The sequence below is a fragment of the Faecalibacterium sp. OM04-11BH genome (assembly GCF_003482185.1).
GTDB classification, from domain to species: domain Bacteria; phylum Bacillota; class Clostridia; order Oscillospirales; family Ruminococcaceae; genus Faecalibacterium; species Faecalibacterium tardum.
This window is the reverse complement of record NZ_QULS01000019.1, coordinates 16191-37228: the sequence shown is the minus strand read 5'-3', so window position 1 is coordinate 37228 and position 21038 is coordinate 16191. Positions and strand designations below refer to the sequence as shown.

Annotated in this window: 19 protein-coding genes and 2 pseudogenes; 9 read left to right on the top strand and 12 right to left on the bottom strand. The window is 52.5% G+C overall.

Annotated features, from left to right (window positions below; translation table 11 throughout):
• Positions 1–110 precede the first annotated feature (110 nt).
• The 9 genes and pseudogenes from DXB44_RS13060 to DXB44_RS13020 all read right to left on the bottom strand — a co-directional run bounded on the left by DXB44_RS13060 (position 111) and on the right by DXB44_RS13020 (position 8451).
• Positions 111–401, bottom strand: coding sequence for a DUF6465 family protein (locus DXB44_RS13060; protein WP_118658995.1), 291 nt, complete (start codon positions 399–401; stop codon positions 111–113).
• A gap of 529 nt (positions 402–930) precedes the next feature.
• A pseudogene (locus tag DXB44_RS13055) lies at positions 931–1068 on the bottom strand (glycoside hydrolase family 2 TIM barrel-domain containing protein); the annotation flags it as partial.
• A gap of 66 nt (positions 1069–1134) precedes the next feature.
• Positions 1135–2121, bottom strand: a complete 987-nt coding sequence (locus DXB44_RS13050; protein ID WP_118658994.1) for a TRAP transporter substrate-binding protein — start codon at positions 2119–2121, stop codon at positions 1135–1137.
• A 138-nt stretch (positions 2122–2259) separates the two neighbouring features.
• Positions 2260–3561 carry a TRAP transporter large permease gene (locus DXB44_RS13045; protein WP_097778576.1) on the bottom strand — a complete coding sequence of 434 codons (1302 nt, stop codon included), beginning with the start codon at positions 3559–3561 and terminating at the stop codon, positions 2260–2262.
• A gap of 3 nt (positions 3562–3564) precedes the next feature.
• The gene (locus DXB44_RS13040; RefSeq protein WP_118658993.1) at positions 3565–4119 is read right to left on the bottom strand and encodes a TRAP transporter small permease; all 555 of its coding nucleotides are present in this window, start codon (positions 4117–4119) and stop codon (positions 3565–3567) included.
• Between the two features lie 11 nt (positions 4120–4130).
• Positions 4131–5165 carry a TRAP transporter substrate-binding protein gene (locus DXB44_RS13035; RefSeq protein ID WP_118658992.1) on the bottom strand — a complete coding sequence of 345 codons (1035 nt, stop codon included), beginning with the start codon at positions 5163–5165 and terminating at the stop codon, positions 4131–4133.
• Positions 5166–5379: 214 nt separating this feature from the next.
• On the bottom strand, positions 5380–6171 hold the full coding sequence (locus tag DXB44_RS13030; RefSeq protein ID WP_118658991.1) for a helix-turn-helix domain-containing protein: 792 nt from the start codon (positions 6169–6171) through the stop codon (positions 5380–5382).
• Positions 6168–7655: a sensor histidine kinase gene (locus DXB44_RS13025; protein ID WP_118658990.1), complete on the bottom strand. Its 1488-nt coding sequence runs from the start codon at positions 7653–7655 to the stop codon at positions 6168–6170. The genes DXB44_RS13030 and DXB44_RS13025 overlap by 4 nt, the downstream gene beginning before the upstream one ends.
• 130 nt (positions 7656–7785) lie before the next feature.
• Positions 7786–8451 (bottom strand): Crp/Fnr family transcriptional regulator, encoded by a 666-nt coding sequence (locus tag DXB44_RS13020; protein ID WP_118658989.1) that lies wholly within the window; start codon positions 8449–8451, stop codon positions 7786–7788.
• Between the two features lie 99 nt (positions 8452–8550).
• On the opposite strand from DXB44_RS13020, the gene DXB44_RS13015 reads away from it, so the two are divergent.
• The 4 genes and pseudogenes from DXB44_RS13015 (at position 8551) to DXB44_RS13000 (ending at position 10830) form a co-directional block, all read left to right on the top strand.
• Positions 8551–9270 (top strand): 4Fe-4S binding protein, encoded by a 720-nt coding sequence (locus tag DXB44_RS13015; protein WP_118658988.1) that lies wholly within the window; start codon positions 8551–8553, stop codon positions 9268–9270.
• 190 nt (positions 9271–9460) lie between these two features.
• Positions 9461–9616 carry a hypothetical protein gene (locus tag DXB44_RS14675; RefSeq protein ID WP_199680617.1) on the top strand — a complete coding sequence of 52 codons (156 nt, stop codon included), beginning with the start codon at positions 9461–9463 and terminating at the stop codon, positions 9614–9616.
• Positions 9613–9831 carry a hypothetical protein gene (locus DXB44_RS13005; RefSeq protein ID WP_118658986.1) on the top strand — a complete coding sequence of 73 codons (219 nt, stop codon included), beginning with the start codon at positions 9613–9615 and terminating at the stop codon, positions 9829–9831. Before DXB44_RS14675 ends, DXB44_RS13005 begins: the two co-directional genes overlap by 4 nt.
• Positions 9832–9875: 44 nt before the next feature.
• Positions 9876–10830 (top strand): annotated as a pseudogene (locus DXB44_RS13000) (relaxase/mobilization nuclease domain-containing protein).
• Between the two features lie 66 nt (positions 10831–10896).
• Here DXB44_RS13000 and DXB44_RS12995 read toward each other — a convergent pair.
• The 3 genes from DXB44_RS12995 to DXB44_RS12985 form a co-directional block, all read right to left on the bottom strand.
• Entirely contained in the window at positions 10897–12777 is a 1881-nt protein-coding gene (locus DXB44_RS12995) for a hypothetical protein (RefSeq protein ID WP_118658985.1), read from the bottom strand.
• Between the two features lie 332 nt (positions 12778–13109).
• Positions 13110–13445, bottom strand: coding sequence for a hypothetical protein (locus DXB44_RS12990; protein WP_015537713.1), 336 nt, complete (start codon positions 13443–13445; stop codon positions 13110–13112).
• A 397-nt stretch (positions 13446–13842) separates the two neighbouring features.
• Positions 13843–14994: a site-specific integrase gene (locus DXB44_RS12985; protein ID WP_118658984.1), complete on the bottom strand. Its 1152-nt coding sequence runs from the start codon at positions 14992–14994 to the stop codon at positions 13843–13845.
• A 261-nt stretch (positions 14995–15255) separates the two neighbouring features.
• Here DXB44_RS12985 and DXB44_RS12980 point away from each other — a divergent pair, with 261 nt between their 5' ends.
• Genes DXB44_RS12980 through DXB44_RS12960 form a run of 5 tightly spaced genes read left to right on the top strand, consistent with a single transcriptional unit; the run spans position 15256 to position 20963 of the window.
• Positions 15256–17436 (top strand): Helicase associated domain protein, encoded by a 2181-nt coding sequence (locus tag DXB44_RS12980; RefSeq protein ID WP_118658983.1) that lies wholly within the window; start codon positions 15256–15258, stop codon positions 17434–17436.
• A 15-nt stretch (positions 17437–17451) separates the two neighbouring features.
• Positions 17452–18204 (top strand): sugar transferase, encoded by a 753-nt coding sequence (locus DXB44_RS12975; protein WP_118658982.1) that lies wholly within the window; start codon positions 17452–17454, stop codon positions 18202–18204.
• Between the two features lie 7 nt (positions 18205–18211).
• Positions 18212–19321, top strand: a complete 1110-nt coding sequence (locus DXB44_RS12970) for a glycosyltransferase family 4 protein (protein WP_118658981.1) — start codon at positions 18212–18214, stop codon at positions 19319–19321.
• Positions 19314–19811, top strand: coding sequence for an acyltransferase (locus DXB44_RS12965; RefSeq protein ID WP_118658996.1), 498 nt, complete (start codon positions 19314–19316; stop codon positions 19809–19811). Before DXB44_RS12970 ends, DXB44_RS12965 begins: the two co-directional genes overlap by 8 nt.
• 33 nt (positions 19812–19844) lie before the next feature.
• Positions 19845–20963: a glycosyltransferase gene (locus DXB44_RS12960; RefSeq protein ID WP_118658980.1), complete on the top strand. Its 1119-nt coding sequence runs from the start codon at positions 19845–19847 to the stop codon at positions 20961–20963.
• Positions 20964–21038: the final 75 nt, after the last annotated feature.

Below are 21038 nucleotides of genomic sequence, written 5' to 3'. Positions count from 1 at the left end.
GCCGTTCTGCAAACCCCGCGTTTTCACGCGGGGTTATGATTGATGGAACCTTATTGTGGGAATAGCGGGCGCGGCAGCAGTGCGGTGCTGCCTGTGACCCTGTGAAAAAATTACAGATCCAGTTTGCCGGAGAATTTGTTGATGACGTAGTAAGCTGCGCCCTCTTCGGGCTTGACGTACACTTTGCAGGACTGCACACCGACCTTGTGGGTGGTGCGGTAGTCTGCCTTGGCGCGGTCGATGATGTCGGTGATGTTGTACTGCTCACCGCCCATCTCTACATACAGCTCAGGTGCCAGCGGCGGGCGGCCACGGCGGGCGGGAGCCTTGGTGGATTTGCGGGTCTTGCCCTCGGCAGCCGGAGCATCGGCTGCGGGAGCAGAAACTTTCTTTTCAGGCATGATGCATAACCTTCCTTCTGTATTTGATCTGGTGCAGCGGGGCTGCACCAGCGGGCTCCAATGATCTATCGTAAGGCAGAAGCAGTGCAAAAAGCACAGACCCGGCTGCCCCATACGAACCGGTACGAAACTATTTGCGTAAAGAAGTTGAACCTATAATTATATAATATGTTTTTGAAATTCATTTGTAAAGCCTTTTTTGCAAAAAACATTGTAAAATCGGTAAGAAACGGCAGAATAAATGGCCGAAGCGGTATTTCAATGCTTTTTTTCCGGGCATAGTACGACCTTTCGGCAAAACAGGCAGCCATTTTCGGGAAAGCTGGGCGACCCTGCGGGCACAAATACGGCGGGCAAAAACGATCTTCTACGGGGGAAGAATAAGGTGGAATGGAACTGTCGGCACATGCAGGGGGCACAGCAAATAAAAAAGCAGAAGCTGCCGCACAAAAAAAGAACCGCCCCATTTCCTGAGCGGTATACCTGATCTGTACCCCTAATACTGGGTGTCCAGTATTAGGGGTACAGATCACTGGTGGGCGATCTTGTTGGTGCGGTTATAGAAAGCATCGTCATCCACGCTCTCGTTGATGTGCACGCCCCACAGGATGATGCTGGGGTGATTGCGGTTCTGCAAGATCATCTCTTGCAACATTGCACAGGCAGCGTCTTTCCATGCAGCATAACCTCAAAGCTGTGAGCCTTTTTACTTGACTCGTCCCTTTCTCTGTTGTCACTCTGCCTGTATCTCCTCCACCAGCGGCAGATAGTCGGCGCAATGTTTCCGGTATAGCGGCTGCACCAGCTGCCGGAAGTTCTGCATTTCTTCCTCGGGCAGCGGCAGTTCCCGGCAACCGCCAGCCAATGCCGCTTTTCGGGCAGCTGTTTCCTCCTGTGCCCAGAGCTGGCGCTCGTACTGCGCCGATGTCCGGGCGCACGCCTGCAGGATCTGCCGGTATTCCTCCGGCAGTGCATCCCATGTGCGTCCGGAAGCCAGCTGCACCTCCGGTACGCGGCTATGCTCATCGGCCATATAGTACCGCGCCACCTTGTAGTGCTCCATGGAATAGTAGGCCGGCCAGTTGTTTTCGGCGGCATCAATCTGCCCGGTCTCAAGCGCCGAGTATACGTCGCTGTACGCCGTGGTCTCCGGCACTGCACCCAGCAGACGGATCATGTCGATCACGATCTGCGAGTTCTGCACGCGGATGGTCTTGCCCTGTAAATCGTTCAGGCTGCGCACCGGCTGACGGGCATAGAACGAGCGAGCACCCGCGTCGTACCAGCTCAGCCCCACCCGTCCCTGTGCGGTAAAGTCCTGCAAAAACTCTGCCCCGATGCTGCCATCCAGCACGCGCCACATGTGGTCGGCATCCCGGTAGAGATACGGCAGCAGCAGTACGTTGAGCCGGGGCAGATCGTCTGTGGCCACCGAAAGCGACACACGGGCAAAATCTACGCCGCCAATGGCAAGCTGTTCCCACACCTGCTGTTCCGAGCCGTACTCGCCGTTCGCCTTGACCTGAATGACCACCTTGCCCCCGGTCTGCTGCTGCACAAGGTCCGCAAAATATTGCGCGCCCTGTGTGGTGGGGTACCCGGCGGGCTGGTTGTCGGCATAGGTCAGCACATAGTCCGGTGTGGTCTGCGGCTTTGCGGCACAGCCTGCCAGCTGCAAGGCTGCAAAGCCCAGACCGGCTAAAAAGGTCCGTCTGCGCATGGTGTCTCCCTCCCTTTGCAGATAGTATAGCGCACAAGACTGCTTTTGTGCAAGAGATAGGAAAAGGCAGTACCCGCCGCAAAGCAGGTACCGCCTTTTTAGGAGAAGAAGAATAAGAACAAGAAGGAGATGTCTCAGTTACATCAGGCCCATTGCCTGCGGCAGTGCGGTAGACACTGCCGGGATAAAGGTGACCAGCAGCAGGCCGCCGATGATGGCCACATAGTACATAAGCATATACGGCATGACCTTGGAAAGCGAGGTGCGGCCCACCTTGATGCCCACGAACAGTGCGTTGCCCACAGGCGGGGTGATGTTGCCGATGCACAGGTTATACACGAGGATCAGACCGAACTGGATGGTGCTCATGCCAAAGCTCTGGCAGATGGGCAGGAACAACGGGGTGAAGATGAGGATGGCCGGGGTCACATCCATGAAGGTGCCGGACACCAGCAGGATCACGTTCATGATGAGCAGGATGATGTACTTGTTGCTGGTCAGGCTCAGCAGGGCTGCCGCCACAGCATCCGGGATTTGCAAAAAGGCCATGACCCAGCCCAGAATGTTGGAAACACCCACAAGGAACACCACCATGCCGGACATCTTGGCAGAGTCCACGATGATCTTCCACAGGCTTTTAAGGTTGATGGAGCGGTAGCAGAAGGCAAGCACCAGTGCATAGACAACGGCAATGGCAGAGCCTTCGGTTGCAGAGAACACACCGCCGATGATGCCGCCGATGACCACGATGATCAGGGACAGGGAAGGCAGAGCGCGCAGGGTGCAGACGCCGAGGTTTTTCCAGTCAAATTTGCCGGGTGTGCCCTTGTACCCCAGCTTGATCGCCAGCAGCACGCCCACCACGCAGCAGCACAGCGCCCAGATGATACCGGGAATGTAACCCGCCATGAACAGCGCAGCCACAGAGGTGCCGCCGGACGCCAGCGAGTAGGTGATCAGGGCATTGGACGGCGGGATCAGCAGGCCGGAGCAGGAGGAAGCGGCGTTGGTGGCAGCGGTCACGGCGGGGTCGTAGCCCTGCTCGTCGGCACCGTCGCGGATCATGGAGCCAACGGCAGCAGCCGCAGCAGATGCAGAGCCGGAGATGGCGCCGAACAGGGCGTTGGTGCCGATGTTGGTCACCAGCAGTGCGCCGGGCATCTTGCCCAGAATGGCCATGACGAAATCCACCAGACGCTTGGCGATGCCGCCCTGATTCATGATGTTGCCGGCCAGAATAAAGAACGGGATGGCGGTCAGACTGAACTTGCTCATGCCCACAAAGGTGCGCTGGGCAGCGGTCAGCACGGCAACGTTCAGATCAATGGAAGAAAGGATGGCAGTCAGGGAAGAGACTGCAATGGCGTACGAGATGGGCACGCCGAGGAACAGCAGCACCAGCAGCACTGCCAGAATTACGAGTAACGCTTGAATTGCCACAGCTTAGTCCTCCTTATTTTCCTTGTCGGCATCGGCAGCCATTTCGGCTTCCACCTTTGCAAAGTCTGCATCCTCCGGGGTATCCAGACAGATGGAGCCGTTGGCGATGCCGATAATGTTCAGCACGGAATACACCAGAATGATCACGCCGCAGATGGGCATGACCCAGTAGAACACGCCCACGGCAACGCCCAGCGAGGAGGTCTGCTGTCCCATAGCCAGCTGGGACACCTGAAAACCGCCGAACACCAGAATGGTCGCAGAGAAGAGGAAGGCGATGACCTCGGCAAAGATGTGGAACGCCTTGCGCATGGTGGGGCTGAACCGGTCCACCAGCACGGGGATGTTCATGTGGCCGCGCTCGCCGGAGACGATGGTGGCACCCAGCATGGTGCTCCAGCCGAACAGATAACCCACCAGCTCCTCCGACCATGTGGAAGGAGAGTTGAAGATATAACGTACGATGACCTGATAGGTGGTCAGCACCACCATGACCGTCATGCTCAGACCTGCCAGCAGGTTGAGCACCTTGTTCAGGGTATTTCTCAGTTTTTCCATGATGCTCCTCCTCAGTCCGCAGTATGGGCAGCGTTGTGCTGCTGGATCAGGTCATAAATGGGCTGCAAGTCCGGGTTTGCTGCCAGCACGGAATCGTGCAGGGGAGCCATAGCCTCCTGAAACGGTGCAGTGTCCGGGTAAATAAAGTTGACGTGCTGCTCATTCTCGGCCTTATCTTTCGCCTCAGCCACAGCATCCTCCCAGGCGTCCTGCTCGGTGCGCTTCACGATCTGGAAACCTTCTTCAAAGATCGCGCGCTCCTCATCGCTGAGCTCGTTCAGGAAGGCGTAGTTTGCCACCAGCAGATCCGGCACCATCTGGTGCATATCGTAGGAGTAATACTTGCAGATATCGCCGTGACCGTTATCGGTCAGAGCCAGCTCGTTGTTCTCGGCACCATCCAGAATACCGGCCTGCAGTGCGGTGTACACATCGCCGAAGCCCATGGGGGTCGCGGTGCCGCCCAGCAGACGCATCATTTCCACGTTGGTAGGCGACTGCTGCACGCGGATCTTCAGACCCTTCAGGTCGGAGGGCTGGTTGATGGGGGTCTTGATGGTGTAGAAGTTGCGGGTGCCGGCATCCAGCCATGCCACCGTTTCCAGACCGGCCTTCGAGGTGGTCTTGAAAATGGGGTCCGTCACCTCGGGGTCGTCCATGGCCTCGTGGTAGGCTTCCACGCTGGAGAACAGGTAAGGCAGATTGAAGATCTGGTATTTGGCACTGAAGGTCTCCATGATGGCATTGGACGCCACCACAAAGTCGATGGCACCGGTCTGGGTCAGCTGCACCATTTCGGTCTGGGAGCCCAGCAGCTCGCTGGGGTACACCTCCACGCGGTACTTGTCGCCCAGCTTCTCGTTGATATAGTTGGCAAAGGCTTCCAGTCCCAGATGATCCGGGTGGGTCTGGGACTGCACATGGCCGATGCGCACGATCTTGCGGTCGTCACCGGAGCCGGCGCCGCAGCCGGTAAGCATCATGCTGCTGGTCAGTGCCGCCGCGCCCATCAGCGACAGAAACATTCTTCTCTTCATGAATGGCATCCTCTCTTTTCGCGTTTTTCTATGATTTTATTTTAACAACTCGTTCATTTTTGCGAAACCAGATTATTTTGCGAAACGCAGCACGATTTTGTCTTTGTTGTATCCAAGTACAATTTTTATGTTTTTTGGACGAAAGAAACTGGCAAAAATAAAAAGCACCCGTTCCTCTCCTGCTGACAGGCAGGAAAGAACGAGTGCTTCTTTTATATCCGATTTATCCTTGTACCGCCTTTTCCACTGCGGCCATGCGGTATTCCGAAGGGGTCTGTCCGGTCAGGCGCTTGAACACCCTTGTAAAATAGTTGGCGTCGCTGTAACCCACAGCAGCGCCGATATCCTTCAGGCTCAGGCGCGGGTCCAAAATCAGCTGGCGCGCCTTGTTCACCCGGTATTCGTTCAGGTAGGCCGAAAAGTTCACCTTGAAGCACTGCTTGAACAGCTTGCAGAAGTAGGCGTCGGAGTAGCGCAGCGCGGCGGCAGCATCCTGCATGGAGATATCCTCCCCATAGTGGGCGTCGATAAAGCGGCTGATCTCGACACGGATGATGGCGGTACGCATATCCTCGTCCTCTTCCCGGCGGAGGGGCTGTTCAGGCGCAGGGGGCTGTGCCGGGCGGGCAGGCAGCGGCACCGACACCTGCCGGATGGCATCCTCCACCGCGAATACCAGCTCCTGCTCGTTGTAAGGCTTGAGCAGATAGTCCATCGCCCGTACAGAGATCGCCTGCCGTGCATAGTCGAACTTATCAAAGCCGGTCAGGAACAGGATGGCGCAATTTCTGTCCGTTTCGCGGATGCTGCGTGCCACTTCCAGCCCGGTGAGACCCGGCATTTCAATGTCCAGCACAGCCACCTGCGGCGCTTCGCGGGCAAAAATTTCCAGAGCCTCTCTGCCGTTTTTGGCTTCATACAGGCAGATCAGGTCTCCCAGATACTTCTGCAAAGTCCGGCACAGCACCTTGCGCTCAATCAATTCATCCTCTGCCACCAGCAATTTGCACTTCACGAGAGCGTCTCCTCCTTTTCTTCCGGCTGCTGCGTCTGCGGGAGCTCAAACCGCACCACAGTACCGTGACCTGCGCGGCTGTACACCTGCATTTTACCGCCCGGATACAGCATCCCGATGCGGCGGGAAATGTTGCCAAGGCCAATGCTGCGGCCGGTCTGTTCGCTCTGCGCAATTTTAGTTTGCACAGCGTCCAGTTCCTCTGCGGTCATTCCCTTGCCGTTGTCCGCGACCGTGAGCACCAGCACCTTGCCCTGCATCCATGCCCGCAGCAGGATGCGTCCGCCTTCCTCGCGGGACTTGAGCCCATGCGAGTAAGCGTTTTCCACCACCGGCTGCAGCATAAAGGACGGCACCAAAACCGCCGCAGGCTGCACCCGGATGCTTTTTTCAACGGTAATGCGTCCGTCGAACCGCATTTGCTGCAAATAAATGTAGTCCTCCAGCCCGTCCAGTTCCTCTTCCAGCGTGATCTGCTGACGCTTGGTGCGCAGGTTGTGCCGGAACAAACTGCCCAGATGCACGATCATCTGGTCGGTGGTGGAAGCATCCTCCAGCCGCGCCATGCAGGAGATCATGTTCAGGGTGTTGAACAGAAAATGCGGATTCACCTGACTTTTAAGCACCTCCAGCCGGGTGTGCTCCAGATCCTTTTCCAGTGCAAGGTTCCGCACCTCTTCCCGGTGCAAGGCCTGCTGGGTGGTCAGCTGCTGCGCCATGGCATGCTTCATCTGGTTAAAGGTTCCCGTCAGCCGCCCCACTTCGTCGCTGCTTTTCACCGGTAGGTCCGGGCTGGAAAAATCGCCCTCGGCAATGCTGTGGGAAGCCTGTGCCAACCGCAGCAGCGGACGCACCACCGCGCGGCTCAGCACCCGGATGAGCAGCAGCACCAGCGCGGCTGCCGTCAGGAACAGCCCCAGATACAGCCACGGCAGATGCCGGATGTGAGCCGCCGTGCTGCTGTAAAGGGCGTTTTCCTGTTCCAGCGTGGCCTGTGTCAGCCGCAGCGCATACGCGGCAAGGTAGTCCTGCAGCGCCATCACATGGTACATCTGTTCAATATAGGTATCTGCCGAGGGCGAAAGCTGCAAAAAAGCATCCCGCTCCTGCCGGTAACCCGCGTACCCCTGCAAAAGATTCCATGTGCGGGCATAGCGCTCCTCGCCGATGCGGGCATAATCGAAGGGCAGGGCCGCAAGGCTCTGCTCGGAAGCGGTGCAGGCGGCGGTATAGGCCTGTTCCGTTTCAGAAGTAGGCTGACGCACATAGCGTGCAAAGGCCTGTGTTTCGTCCTTGAGGGCGTTTTGCACCGTGTAGCAGACGGCGTTGTCGGCCAGCAGCGTATCAAAGGAGCGTACCGTCCACTGACCTGCCATGGTAGCAATGCCAGTGGAAAGCATGGTGACCAGCAAAATCGCGGCAAGCCATGCCGTGACCTTGCGGCACAGGGATATACCGCCCTGCGCGGTTTTGTTCCGTGCCATACGCTTTCCCTCCTGTCCTTGCAGCACCCGGTCTTTTTTATAAGTATAATAATCTCCCGGAAAAAGTGCAACTGCAAAAAGCACCGGCTTCCGCAAGGGAGCCGGTGCTTGCAGGCAATGTGCCAGGCTGTCAGCGGGTCAATAACTGAAAATGATTCCGCTTGGTGACCAGCAGCCCTTCCTTTTGCAGCTTGGAAAGCTCTGCCGACATGGCGGCGCGTTCCACGCAGAGAAAATCCGCCAGCTGTTGACGGTCAAAAGGAATGTCAAAGGAGAGGGAGGACTGCCGGATGGACTCGGCAGACAGGTAGGATAGCAGCTTTTCCCGGGTGGTGCGCTTGCTGACATGGGTGATCTTATCGTTAAAAAGCAGTATTTTGTTTGCCAGAACACTGACCAGATTGCGGATGAGTTTCTGGTGATGGTCGCAGGCGGTGGGGCAGGCGGTGAGCAGCCGCTTGACGTTCAGCAGCAGGATCTCGCAATCCTCCTCTGCCACCACGCTGATGTTCAGGATGGCACCGGGGGTGGCGGCGTAAGGCTCGCCGAAAAAGTCTCCGGTATTGCACTTGGACAGGATATTGCGGTGTCCCCAAAGATCCTCCTGTATCACAAGGGTGGAGCCGGACAACATAAGCCCCATGACCTCCGTGGAATCTCCGGCACGGAAAATGTAGGAGCCCCGGGGCCGGGTGATTGTCGCTGCACTGACACAGTGCAGGATGGACAAAATCTCATCGTCGGTAAGCCCGGTGAAGAAGGGGCAGTTCCGCAGAACAGGCAGATATTTTTGCATAAAAGCCCTCCTTGTTGGAATTCAAACATACAAGTTGCCTTTAGTATACTATAATAAACCTGCAAATGCAAAAAACACCCACAATAGGAGAGTATAGATATGATTCGGAAGATCATCCATATTGACGAAGAAAAATGCAACGGCTGCGGCTTGTGCGCAACCGCTTGCCATGAAGGTGCCATTGATATCATCAACGGCAAGGCAAAACTGGTGCGGGAGAATTTCTGCGATGGCTTTGGCGACTGCCTGCCGGGCTGCCCCACCGGTGCCATCACCTTTGAAGAGCGGGAAGCCCCTGCCTACGACGAGGCGGCGGTGCAGGAAAACAAAAAGAAGAAGGAATTGCAGGAGAAGATGAAGCACCTGCACGAGGGCGGCTGTCCCGGCTCCCGGATGCGGACGCTGGAACAGACGGAGGCCGCAGAAAGCGCAGCTGCTGCCCCTGTGCAGCCGGTTTCCCGCCTGCGCAACTGGCCGGTTCAGATCAAGCTGGCACCCATCCATGCGCCCTACTTTGAGGGTGCAAAACTTCTGATCGCAGCGGACTGCACGGCATACGCCTATGCCAATTTCCATCAGGAGTTTATGCGCGGCAAAGTGACTCTCATCGGCTGCCCGAAGCTGGATGCTGTGGATTACAGCGAAAAACTTACCGAGATCCTGCGTAGCAACGACATCCAGAGCGTGACCATCCTCCGCATGGAGGTGCCCTGCTGCGGCGGCTTGGAGATGGCAGCAAAAAAGGCACTGCAGACCAGCGGAAAGTTCATTCCGTGGCAGGTGGTCACCATCTCCATTGACGGAAAAATTCTGGATTAAAAGTACAGGGCAAACGATATGTACCCAGTTTTCTGGACACTGGATCAAAATTGAATAATTAAGAATCCATTATGGATGCTTCTCTGAATTTAGAGGGGAGGCATCCATTTTGTTTTCGCTTGGATTCTGCTGTTATTGTAATAGCCAATATACTCGGCAATCGCCTTGGAGAAGGCTTGAAAGGAGGGATGTGGACGAAAAAAGCCATGACCCGGAGGAAGAACAACCGGACGAGGATACACCTCGCCGTCCCTCGGTGCTGGCTGCACTGGGGGAAAAGACCAATCAGTCGGAGCCTGTCAAACCGTTCCGCAGCTATTATGATAAGGATGGTGATGCCCGGTGAGCGACCGCCGCGACCAGCAACTCCATTTCCGGGTCAGCAAGCCGGAGTTGGAACGGATTCGGAACAAGATGGAATCCAGCGGAATTTTGAGCATCGGCTCCTATCTGCGAAAAATGGCGCTGGACGGATATTGCCTGTATCTGGATCTGCCGCAGCTGCGCCGCATGGCGTATCTTTTGCATTTGAACGCCACAAGTGGCTCAAGTGTTCGTTAGCAAAGTGGCTCAAGTATTGGCTGTCACACGGGAGGTGATTCAGAATGGCTGCAACAAGATTGATCGCGCTGCACAAGAACAAGGGTAAGTCGGTTGCGGCCTGCCTGAAAAGCCGCACGGACTGCGCGAAGAATCCTGACAAAACGAACAGGGGAGAGCTGGTCAGCAGCTACGAGTGCAGCCCCTTGACCGCAGACGAAGAATTTATGCTGTCCAAGCGGCAATACGAACTTGCCACAGGGCGCAGACAGAAAAATGATGTGATCGCCTATCAGATACGGCAGTCTTTTCGCCCCGGTGAGATCACCGCCGAGGAAGCCAACAAGGTGGGCTACGAACTGGCAATGCGCTTCACCAAGGGCAAATATGCGTTTATCGTTGCCACTCACACGGACAGGGAACACATCCACAATCATATTATTTACAACTCCACTGCTGGTGGACATTCAGGCAAAACTAGCCGAGGGAAAAGGCACGGGTTTTGCCCGCTGGGCAAAGCAGCACAACTTAAAAGAAATATCCCGGACGCTGATCTTCTTACAGGAAAATAAAATCGGCAGCATCGAGGAAATGCAGGAGCGTGTGGACGCTGCTACTGCACGCTATCATGAACTGGGCGATTCCATTAAAGCATCAGAGAAGCGGCTGGCAGAAATCGCGGTGCTGAAAGCGCACATCATCAACTACGCCAAGACGCGACCGGTCTATGACGCCTACCGCAAGACCGGATACAGCAAGCGCTTTCTGGAAACGCACCGCACAGAGATCACGCTGCACAAGGCGGCGAAAGCAGCGTTTGATGAAGCTAATTTGAAAACGCTCCCCAAGGTCAAAGAGTTGGATGCAGAATATTCCAAGCTGCTGACAGAAAAGAAAGCACGCTACCCGGACTATCGCAAAGCGAAAGAAGAAATGCAGGAGCTTCTTCGAGCACAGAAAAATATTGAGCTTTTCTTCAATGAGGAAAAGAAGCCAGAGCAAACCGAACATTCCAGATAAACAATACGACCCTGAGAACTTTGCCGCTTATCCGGCAGGGTTCTCAGGGCCTTTTTTGCTTATTGCTCAGTCTGTACTCAGAACAGCATTTCCGGTGCTTTCAATTTGTTTAGCAATCATGCTTTCCAGTTCCTGCGTGATCGTTGCACAATTTGCGACACGGTAATTCCAGAAATAAGAAACACCTTCGCACTCTTCCACGGACAAATCGCTGTTGACCAAAAGCAAGCTTTCTGGTGTCACGTTCAGTTTTTCGCACAGAGAAGCATACTTTCCATAATCAATGCTTCGGCTGGATGATTTGGCTTCTACCCAGAAAAATTTTCCATTGATGGAGAACACGACATCCAGCTCGTGCGTGCTCCCTACGGATGCCGTTTCTGAAAGGACCACATTGGAGCAAACCGAAACTTCTGCGCCCTGCTCCTCCCGATAGCGGTTCAGAATCTGCTGAACCTGATGCTCTACAAAAAGCTCCAGCCACTTTCCGCTCAAAAAATGCCGGACGGTTTCGTTTTGCGCAAGTTCATAGACGATATTCTGCGGGTAAATCACAATAGATGCAAAAAGTCCCATTTTGTCCCACGTCTGAGCAATCTCTGAAAGTGTGGTAAACGATTTTTTGGACGCACCCTTTGGGATGCGGAACGAAAAAGAGCCGTCGCTCTGCATATGCGTTCGGATAAATTGCAAGAAATCCACCACCACCGGGTCGCAAAGAGCCTCGCCTGTTTTCCATGCCATCCGCTGAACAGCAATCGGTGGGAGTTTTTCCGGCATGACCTGCTGAACGATTTTATACCCACAGTGTTCCAGATGCTCCAATGCGGTCAAAGGCTTCTGGATTTTTGCTTTGACTTCGGGCTTTTCTGCTCCGGATGTATTCTCGGCCAGATAGTTGAACTTCCATCCGTATTCCCAAGCAGGCGAACGGGTCAGTACTCCGACCGCATGAAATCCGCTGTCATGCTCTTCCATCGGAAAAGTGACCTTGTTCTTATGAATATTGATTTGGAGCGTTTTGTTTTTTAGTGCTTTCTGATAAGCGTCAAGAAAAAATTCCTTTCCCTTATACGCCAGCTCACTGGAATTATTTGCAGAAAGACCAGCATTTTTTGCCAAAGAGAGGAGCAGACAGGTCGCTTTGGGCAGCTCAAGGATATGTTCCATCTGCGCACCGTCCGGAATATTTGCATTATCGGACTGCGACGATTCGTCTGCCGGAATCTCCTTTGCCGGTGCGGAAACTTCGGGTGTCTTTTTTGAAGCAGTCTCAGATTTTCCAGACTTGGGCAAGGGCTTTGGCTCCGTGTAAACTTCCGCAATGAATGATTCATAGGAATCGATGCACGGAAGTTTTCCAGCGGCTGCAAGCCCTACATAGATTGCAGCCGCCCGCGAGGAATCGCCATAATACTTTTTAGAATCCGCTGCGGCAGCAATATCAGAAAAGGCATTATATCTGCTCAGCTGCGCAGCCTTTTCCGGGAACTGCTTCAACGCACGGCAGTAGAGCCACTCAAAAAATGAATCCGGGTGCGGCTCTATCGGATACTCACTTCCTTCCAGAGAGTAGCGCAGCAATTTTCCATTGGTTCGCAGCCGAGTGTCCTTATGGACTTTGGATGGCGCACAGGTCAGAAGGTCAGCGAATGGGCCACCATGTTCAAATACCTTGGCAGCTTCAAAAACCGTGCTGATGGGCACATCCTGCGCAACAGAATCCAGACGCAGCAGAAGCCGCAGAGAAGAAACAGCCTCACCCTCCGGCTGAACGGATGCAGCGCTGATTTCCAGAATTGAAACATCCGGGTCTGTTGTATGGACGGCATCATGGACGGCACGGATATTCTGCCGCTTGCTACCGTTTATCCATGTGAACGTCACCGGCTGCTCTTTGCAATAGGGGTGGCCGGATATGGGAAAACAAATGGTTCGTGTAGCCATGAGCACCTCCAACTTTTTAGGACGAACAGGTTTATGTAATCAAGTATAGCACAATTCCGGATGTGCTGCATAGCACTATTTTCTGCTTCCGGGAATCTATCTGTGCAAAAAGTGCCGATACCACAGGCATCGGCACTCAGATCAAAAAAGCATTTTGCAAAAATGCGTAGCCTGCATCCACCGGATGCAGAACACAAGGGGTTTGGGCACAGCCCAACAAGCATTTTGAATTTGGATTTTGAAAAATCCGATTCAAAAATCGCAAGTTGGTACCAAGTTGCACTGCTTGCGACGTAGATATTCCCGTCAACTGCTGCGTCAGAAATTTTAAATCACTTCAGCTTTGCGAGGATATCGTCTGCGCTCACGCCGCTGGCCAGCAGCTTTTTCAGAACATCCTCTGCTTCGGCTTTCTTTGCGGATTCCGCTGCTTTGGTTTCCGCTTTGACCTTTTTAGCCTCGATTCTGGCGATTTCCTTGTCGATGGATTTCAGCGCTGCCTTCTTGGTTTTCAGGTCGGCTTTCAGCGCATCGATATTCGCAGTGATGGATGCGATTTCGGCGGCAGCGGCTTCCTTTGCAGACTGCTTTTCAGCAATCTGTGCAGCAAAGTCAACGGTTGCTTTTACGGTCTTGGTCTTGTTCTTGCTTCCTTTGGGACGGGGCATAGGGGACACCTCCAATGTTTTTAATGGCTTCAGTATAACACGCGTTTTTTATGTTCGCAAGAGGTGCAGTTTGTAGAATAAAAATATTTTTCGATTGAAACAATAAATCGATTTTGGAATATGCACCGGGACGGGTCGCTAACTTGTTGGAATGTATCTCCCGCTGGTCGCAGAGCGGTTCAAAGCGTTTGGTGACGGCATCTTTTACAGTCGTGATGAAGTTTACCTCACTATGATGTTACAGAAATCCGTGCAGCTATGCATACGCATCTGCGTATGATGCAAAAGTATTTTATGATACAGAGAATGTGCAACCGCGTAATGGCAAAGAATATATTTAATAAAAAAAGTATCCTCCATAGTGATAATGGAGGAACGACGTAGAAATCGTGCACTATTACGTTATATTTAGCGCCTTCCCGCCCCTCATGGACACCTGATGGGAGAAAATTCGGTTCATCTCCCGGCGCTTTCGGGTCAGGTCAGAGTGCACATAGCGCTGCAAGGTGATGTTGGCGTTAGCGTGTCCTAACAATTCGCTGAGGGTCTTTACATCGCACCCCGCCTGCAGACAGGTCGTTGCAAAGGTATGGCGCAGCGCGTGCGGACGTACTTGCCGGACAGCTGCCTGTTTCAGATATGATTTGATGCTTTTTCGGTAGCAGCGGGGCTCGGTGGGCTTGGACTCGTTGCCGGACAGAAACCATGCAGCATTGCTGACACATCCGCGCAGCTTTTTCAGCATAATAAGCAGCTGCTTTGGGATTGGAATTTCCCGGCGGGAGGTGCGGGTTTTAGGCGTTTGGATGACCACCTTTGTATGCCCATTTTCACAGGAAATTCGGCAGACCGTCCGGTTGATTTTCAGCGTTCCGAGTTTCAGGTCGAAATCGCCCCACTGTAAACCGCAGATCTCGCCAATACGCAGCCCCAATTCCACCCCTAATAATAAGCCAATTTTGCGGGGCGTTGGGTTCTCCTGTACATACTGATAAAGCCGCTGCTGCTCCGCCGGGGAGAGGGGTACAGAAATTTTGTCGATGGCTTTTGGCAGCGCTACTTCCAGCTCCATCGGACGGATCAGGCGCAAGTGCGCGGCATATTTGCAGATACGCCGCAGCATCGAGAGGCATTCCCGGGCAGAGGAGTTCCCCAGCGGCTTGTGTGCGGCATCTATCGGCGCAATGATCTGCTGCATAGCCTGTTCCAGAAAGCTTTCCTCAAGGGATGCGACTGGCACTTTACTCAAAACCGGAAGAAGATATTTGTGCAGCGTGTACGAGTAATGCGCATAGGTGGATTCTTTTACTGCATTCCGCTGGGAGTGCAGCCATACCTCAGCCAGTGCTTCAAAGGTTAGGTCGGTTCTCTTTAGATTGTAGAAGCCTGCCTCTGCTTTCTTTTGAATCAGCACACGTTTGACCTCAGCATAGACCGTGCCATAGACGTAGCCCCACTGGATCTTTCCCTCCGGTGTGCGCGCTTTGATGTAGCGACCTTCCCACCGACCATCCTTGCGTTTGTGAATGTTTTCTCCCCGTCGTGCCATTTCTGTTTCCTCCTGCATCTTGGACACCCATCTGACCACTTATTTTGTCCACCTTCGTTTTCAGCTGGATTTTTCATGCAGAACTGGGCAATGTGCAAAAAACTTTCAGCTTCTGCGAGGTTTTTTCTAAGGTCAGGTGAGATACATTTGTAAGGATTTCTATTGATTCCCAGATATAACCATGATAAAATAATAGAAGAATTCAAACAACGATGTCGAAAGATCGGTATCCTCCATTATCACTGTGGAGGATACCCCTTTATGCGGGAAGGGGTGAACAAGGTGGCATTATGTCTGTTTGAGCACAATGAAAAAGCATATCATGCGGCAGTCCGGATGATGAACCAGTATGGCAAAGCTGCCATTGTTCATCCCACCGGCACCGGAAAGAGCTACATTGCGTTCAAGCTGATCGAGGACAACCCGGAGAAGGTCGTAATCTGGCTTTCTCCCAGTGAATATATCTTTAAGACCCAGCTGGAGAGCCTGAAAAGGAACGACCCGGATTTTCCGCTGGCAAACGTTCACTTTTATACCTATGCCAAACTGATGTGCTGCACGCAGGCGCAGCTGGACGAAATAGCAGCGCAGAAGCCTGCCTATATTATACTCGATGAATTCCACCGTGCCGGTGCGGAATGTTGGGGCGAAAGCACGGTGGCTTTATTAAAGTTATGCCCGGATGCAAAGCTTCTGGGGCTGACGGCAACAAACATCCGCTATCTGGATAATAACCGCGATATGGCCGAAGAACTTTTTGATAGCCGTGTTGCGAGCAACATGACCCTTGGCGAAGCAGTCGTCAGGGGCATTTTGCCTACCCCGAAATATGTGACCACGGTCTACCAGTACCAGAAAACGCTTGCAAAGTATCAGGCACGGGTGGACAACCTGCGGGCACCGGGCATTCAGGATGTGAATCAGAAATATCTGGACGCCTTGCGCCGGGCGCTGGAACAGGCGGACGGGTTGGACAGGGTCTTTGCCCATCATATCACGAATAAGGCTGGCAAGTACATTGTGTTCTGCGCCAACAAGGAGCACATGGACGAGATGGTGTCCCATGTGCCGGAGTGGTTCGCAGGGGTCAACCCGGATGTGGTAGTGTATGAAGCCTACTCGGATGATCCGAACACTGACAAAGCCTTTGCGGACTTCAAGACGGATACGACCAACCGGCTGAAGCTGCTGTTCTGCATCGATATGCTCAATGAGGGCGTCCATGTAGAAGGCATTTCCGGGGTCATCCTATTCCGACCAACGATTTCGCCCATTATTTACAAGCAGCAGATCGGCCGTGCCCTGACCGCCGGAGATACCGCAGCCCCGTTGATTCTCGATGTGGTCAACAACTTTGAGGGCTTGACCAGCATTTCCGGTCTGCAAAGCGAGATGCAGGAAGCAGTTCATCGGCTTTATGCCAACGGCGAGGGCGATAAGATCGTGACCGAGCGGTTCGAGGTCATCGAGCAGGTGCACGACTGCCGGGTGCTGTTCGAGCAGCTGCAAGCAAGCCTTTCCTCCGGCTGGGAGCACTACTTCTCTGAGGCGAGCATCTACTATGCGGAGCACGGTAATTTGAACGTCCCGAAACTGTATACCACGCCCGGAGGTCTGAGCCTTGGGGTGTGGCTGGTGACCCAGCGCCGTGTGCGCGAGGGACAGATCCAAGGAAATCTGACCGAGCAGCAGATCGCGCGGCTGAACAGCATCGGGATGGTCTGGGGCAACCGGAAGGAAATTGCGTGGCAGCATGGATTTGAGGTTGCCAAGAAATACCACGACACCTACGGGAACCTGATGGTGCCCGGCAAATACAACGACCCGGACGGCTACCCTTTGGGGCAGTGGATCATCAAGACCCGGCAGCAAAAGCTGAACGGCCGCTTAAAGGAAGAACGCATCGCACAGCTGGATGAGATCGGTATGGTGTGGAACATTTTCGATGCCAAGTGGGAAAAGGCTTATGCATTGGCTGCAGCTTACTATGAGGAAAACGGCAACCTGAATATCCCACGTTCCTATGTGACAGCGGCTGGTGAACGGCTGGGGCAATGGGTCGCAAGCCAGCAATGGGCGTACCAGAAAGGAAAACTGACAGGCGAACAGGTCGAGCGGCTGAACAGAATCGGGATGTACTGGGGCAACCGCAATGACCGCCAGTGGAACGAAGGATATCAGGAAGCGAAGCGCTACTTTGATGCCCACGGCGACCTGAATGTACCAGCCGATTATGTGTCACCGGGTGGTTACAACCTCGGAAATTGGGTCAAGCGGCAGCGGTATACCCGTCATAATCCTGAAAAAAGTTGCGCTGTTCTGACAGAGGAGCGTATTGCAAAGCTGGATGAGATTGGGATGCGGTGGGAAACCAGAAATCCGAAATCTCAAAAATCATGTCTCAAATTAAAAGAAAAGGTAGAACCTGCAAAAGCAGGGTGATAGTGTGAGGAAAACATGGAAGAATTGAATTACCACGTTGATTTTGGACCGTTCTATGTTCATTTGACCCAGAAGCAGAAGCGATACCTTGCAGTGAGATCTGTAATTGACCGCATTCTGGCGGCGCTGGCGCTGATTGTACTTTCCCCTTTGTTTTTGGTGGTGAGCATTGCCCAAAAAATCAGCGCACCGGACGAACCAATTTTCTTTTTACAAAAGCGGGTAGGCAGAGGCGCACATTGCTTTAATATCATCAAGTTCCGGACGATGAAGAGCTCTGCACCGAAGAATGTGGCAACTGGTGATCTGGAAAGTCCAGAGACGTATATTTCCCGACTGGGACGCTTTCTGCGTGATACTAGCATTGATGAGTTGCCGCAGTTTATCAATGTGGTGCGTGGGGAAATGAGCCTCATCGGTCCTCGTCCGCTGGTGTACACGGAACGTGAGATTCGCTTCCTGCGGCGTTGGTACGGCGTGTACCAGGTGACGCCGGGTATTACCGGCTGGGCGCAGGTCAACGGTCGGGACACGGTGGATGTGTACGACAAAGTCTACTATGACCGGGAATACGTCCAGAATGTCAGCCTAAAATTTGACCTGAAGGTTATTTGGAAAAGCATTCAGGTCGTGCTGGGCCGCAAGGGTGTTGTGGACGGAAAAATTGACCCGGAGTTCCGGAAGGAAAGCATTGTGCTTCTACGGGAGAGCAGGCTGGTGTCGGTAAATGATACAAATTGTGAAACGGAAAAACTACAAATGGTGTGAGTGAAAGATGCAAATTGTTTTAGCTGCAAACGATACTACTTTTATCTATAATCTGCGCCGGGAAATTTTGAAGGGCTTGATTGCAGAAGGACACGAGGTGTCTGTAATGTGTCAGGTACTCCAGTTTAAGGATGAGCTCGAGCAGATGGGGTGCGGTGTTATCGATATCGAGACCGCTCGACAAGGAAAGAACCCATTTAAGGACATTGTCCTCTTCCGAAAATACCATCAGGCGTTAAAAAGGCACAAACCGGATGTGATGCTGGGAAACAATATCAAACCGAACGTTTATGCAGGGCTGGCCTGTCAGATGTTAAAAATCAAGTACATCCCCAACATTACCGGCCTCGGTACTCCGGTGGAAAATCCCGGCCCTTTGCAGGCACTGACGACCCGGCTTTACAAGATGGGCGTGGCCGGTGCAAGCTGCATTTTTTTCCAGAACAGCGAAAATCAGCGCTTCTTTGAAACGCACAAGATGATGCCGAAGCATGCGAAGATCCGGTTGCTGCCGGGGTCCGGCGTAGATCTGGAGAGCCATCCGGCGTTCCCGTATCCGGAAGGCGAGACAGTACACTTCCAGTTTACATCCCGGATCCTGAAGGAAAAGGGTATCGACCTGTATCTCGCTGCGGCCAAACGGATCCATGCGGAGTACCCCAACACGGTGTTCCATATCTGCGGCGGCTGTGACGATCCTGCCTACGAAGAAATCTTGAAGCAGGCACAGGAGGCTGGAGATGTGGTCTATCATGGCCAGCAGAAGGATATGATCCCATTCCTAAAACAGGCAAGTTGCATCGTGCATCCGTCCTACTATCCGGAGGGAATGAGCAACGTGCTTCTGGAGGGTGCGGCTAGCGCCCGGCCTATCATTGCCACCGACCGTGCAGGTTGCCGGGAAACGGTGGAAGATGGAGTGACCGGATTCCTGATTCCCATTCAGGATGAGGAAGCTTTAGTCCATGCACTGGAACGGTTTATGCAGATGACGCCGGAGCAGCGGAAAGCCATGGGTCTGGCTGGTCGTGCAAAAATGGAACGGGAATTCGATCGGAAAATCGTGGTGAAGGCGTATTTAGAAGAGATTCAGGCGTTGGAGGGGAAAGATGAATAAATACATTAAGGCGCTGTTTTGTGTTCCGTTTGGGGGAATCAAGTATGCTATTCTGAAGATTGAGAATGGTGGACGGTTTCATGCAGCCTTTCCGGCAATTATGTCGCCGATGACCGAAGTCACCGTAGATGGAAAATCCGAGCTGCGCATTGCGAAAAAGTTGAAAATGCATAATGGTGCAAAGATCCGAGTTCGCAAAGGTGGAAAATTGGAAATTGGAAAGAATTTTGGAATGAGCAATGGGTGCGTTGTTACTGCCTACGATCATATTAAAATCGGCGACAATGTGATGTTAGGTCCCAATGTTCTGATCTACGATCAGGACCATGATTACCGTGCAGAAGGCGGTGTGGCTGCAATGAGGTTCAAGACCGCGCCAGTTGTCATCGGCAATAATGTCTGGATTGGTGCCAATACGATGATCCTCCGTGGAACAACAATCGGGGATAATTCTGTCGTCGGGGGGGAGGCAGTCATCAAAGGAGAGTAATTCAGAAAAGATTAACAGAAGTGAGAGAATGTAATGAAGAGAATTCTATATATCGGCGGATTTGAACTTCCAGATAAGAATGCAGCCGCACACCGTGTTTTGGCCATTGCAAAAGGATTGCGAGACAGCGGTAATGAAGTGGTTTTCATGGGAGTTTCGAAAGATAACAGAGAGACTGACGTATTAAAGACCAAGTCAGAAGTGCAGGGGTTTATCACATATTCAGTGCCGTATCCCCAGGGAAATTCGGACTGGGTGAAATATTTAACAGATCCCAAGCCGGCTGAAAAGCTGATGAAAGTGTGTGGACCATTTGACGGTGTTATTTGCTATAATTATCAGGCTGTTGCATTTGATCGGCTTAGAAAATTTTGCAGGGCAAATAAAATTAAGATTTATTCGGATTGTACAGAGTGGTACAATACAAATGGTGCGTCTTTGCCCTTTAAAATACTCAAAGGATTTGATACATGGTACAGAATGACTGTGGTTCAAAAAAAACTTGATGGAATTATAGCAATCAGTAATTATTTGAAGAATTACTACCAATCATGTAAAAATGTTGTCGTTATTCCCCCGTTGGTTGATTTCTGCGAAGAAAAGTGGTCGGTGGAGGCAGAGAACCTTGGAGAGGGTGTTAATTTCATTTATTCTGGTCAGCCGGGGAAAAAAGACAAAATTGGTGAAATTGTTACCGCGTTTTCCAAAGTTGCAGAAAATGGCAACTGCAAATTATTTGTGGTGGGAATTAATAAAGAGCAGTTTTTGAAAAGCAATCCTCAATTCACGGCAGCGGATGTGCCAGAATCGGTAGCCTTTTTAGGCAGAGTGCCTCATGAGCAGAGTATTGCATATCTGAAGGGCGCCGATTGCTCTTTGATCATTCGTGATTCAACAAGAACAAACAATGCGGGGTTCCCGACGAAGTTTGCGGAAGCGGTTACTGTGGGTGTAGGTGTTATAGCAACGGATATAAGTGATCTCAAGATATATTCTAAAAAATCTAATAATGTTATGATTGTTGAAGAAACACTTGAAGAAACGATGGCAAAATTTGCGTCCGTAATGCCTAGAGAAAAAAAAGAGAGAAAACTGTGCGATTTATTTGATTACCGAAAGTGGACGAAAAACATAGAAGCGCTTATTGGGTAAAATAAGGAGAAGTAAAGCTAAAAAATTGCCTTGATGTTTAAAGAGAATGGAGAAAACGACATACAAAATATAAAG

Coding starts and splice junctions, on each gene's coding strand:
- DXB44_RS13060 (WP_118658995.1), bottom strand. CDS start 401: ATGCCTGAAAAGAAAGTTTCTGCTCCCGCAGCCGATGCTCCGGCTGCC.
- DXB44_RS13050 (WP_118658994.1), bottom strand. CDS start 2,121: ATGCGCAGACGGACCTTTTTAGCCGGTCTGGGCTTTGCAGCCTTGCAG.
- DXB44_RS13040 (WP_118658993.1), bottom strand. CDS start 4,119: ATGGAAAAACTGAGAAATACCCTGAACAAGGTGCTCAACCTGCTGGCA.
- DXB44_RS13035 (WP_118658992.1), bottom strand. CDS start 5,165: ATGCCATTCATGAAGAGAAGAATGTTTCTGTCGCTGATGGGCGCGGCG.
- DXB44_RS13025 (WP_118658990.1), bottom strand. CDS start 7,655: ATGGCACGGAACAAAACCGCGCAGGGCGGTATATCCCTGTGCCGCAAG.
- DXB44_RS13020 (WP_118658989.1), bottom strand. CDS start 8,451: ATGCAAAAATATCTGCCTGTTCTGCGGAACTGCCCCTTCTTCACCGGG.
- DXB44_RS13015 (WP_118658988.1), top strand. CDS start 8,551: ATGATTCGGAAGATCATCCATATTGACGAAGAAAAATGCAACGGCTGC.
- DXB44_RS12995 (WP_118658985.1), bottom strand. CDS start 12,777: ATGGCTACACGAACCATTTGTTTTCCCATATCCGGCCACCCCTATTGC.
- DXB44_RS12990 (WP_015537713.1), bottom strand. CDS start 13,445: ATGCCCCGTCCCAAAGGAAGCAAGAACAAGACCAAGACCGTAAAAGCA.
- DXB44_RS12985 (WP_118658984.1), bottom strand. CDS start 14,994: ATGGCACGACGGGGAGAAAACATTCACAAACGCAAGGATGGTCGGTGG.
- DXB44_RS12980 (WP_118658983.1), top strand. CDS start 15,256: ATGCGGGAAGGGGTGAACAAGGTGGCATTATGTCTGTTTGAGCACAAT.
- DXB44_RS12975 (WP_118658982.1), top strand. CDS start 17,452: ATGGAAGAATTGAATTACCACGTTGATTTTGGACCGTTCTATGTTCAT.
- DXB44_RS12970 (WP_118658981.1), top strand. CDS start 18,212: ATGCAAATTGTTTTAGCTGCAAACGATACTACTTTTATCTATAATCTG.
- DXB44_RS12965 (WP_118658996.1), top strand. CDS start 19,314: ATGAATAAATACATTAAGGCGCTGTTTTGTGTTCCGTTTGGGGGAATC.
- DXB44_RS12960 (WP_118658980.1), top strand. CDS start 19,845: ATGAAGAGAATTCTATATATCGGCGGATTTGAACTTCCAGATAAGAAT.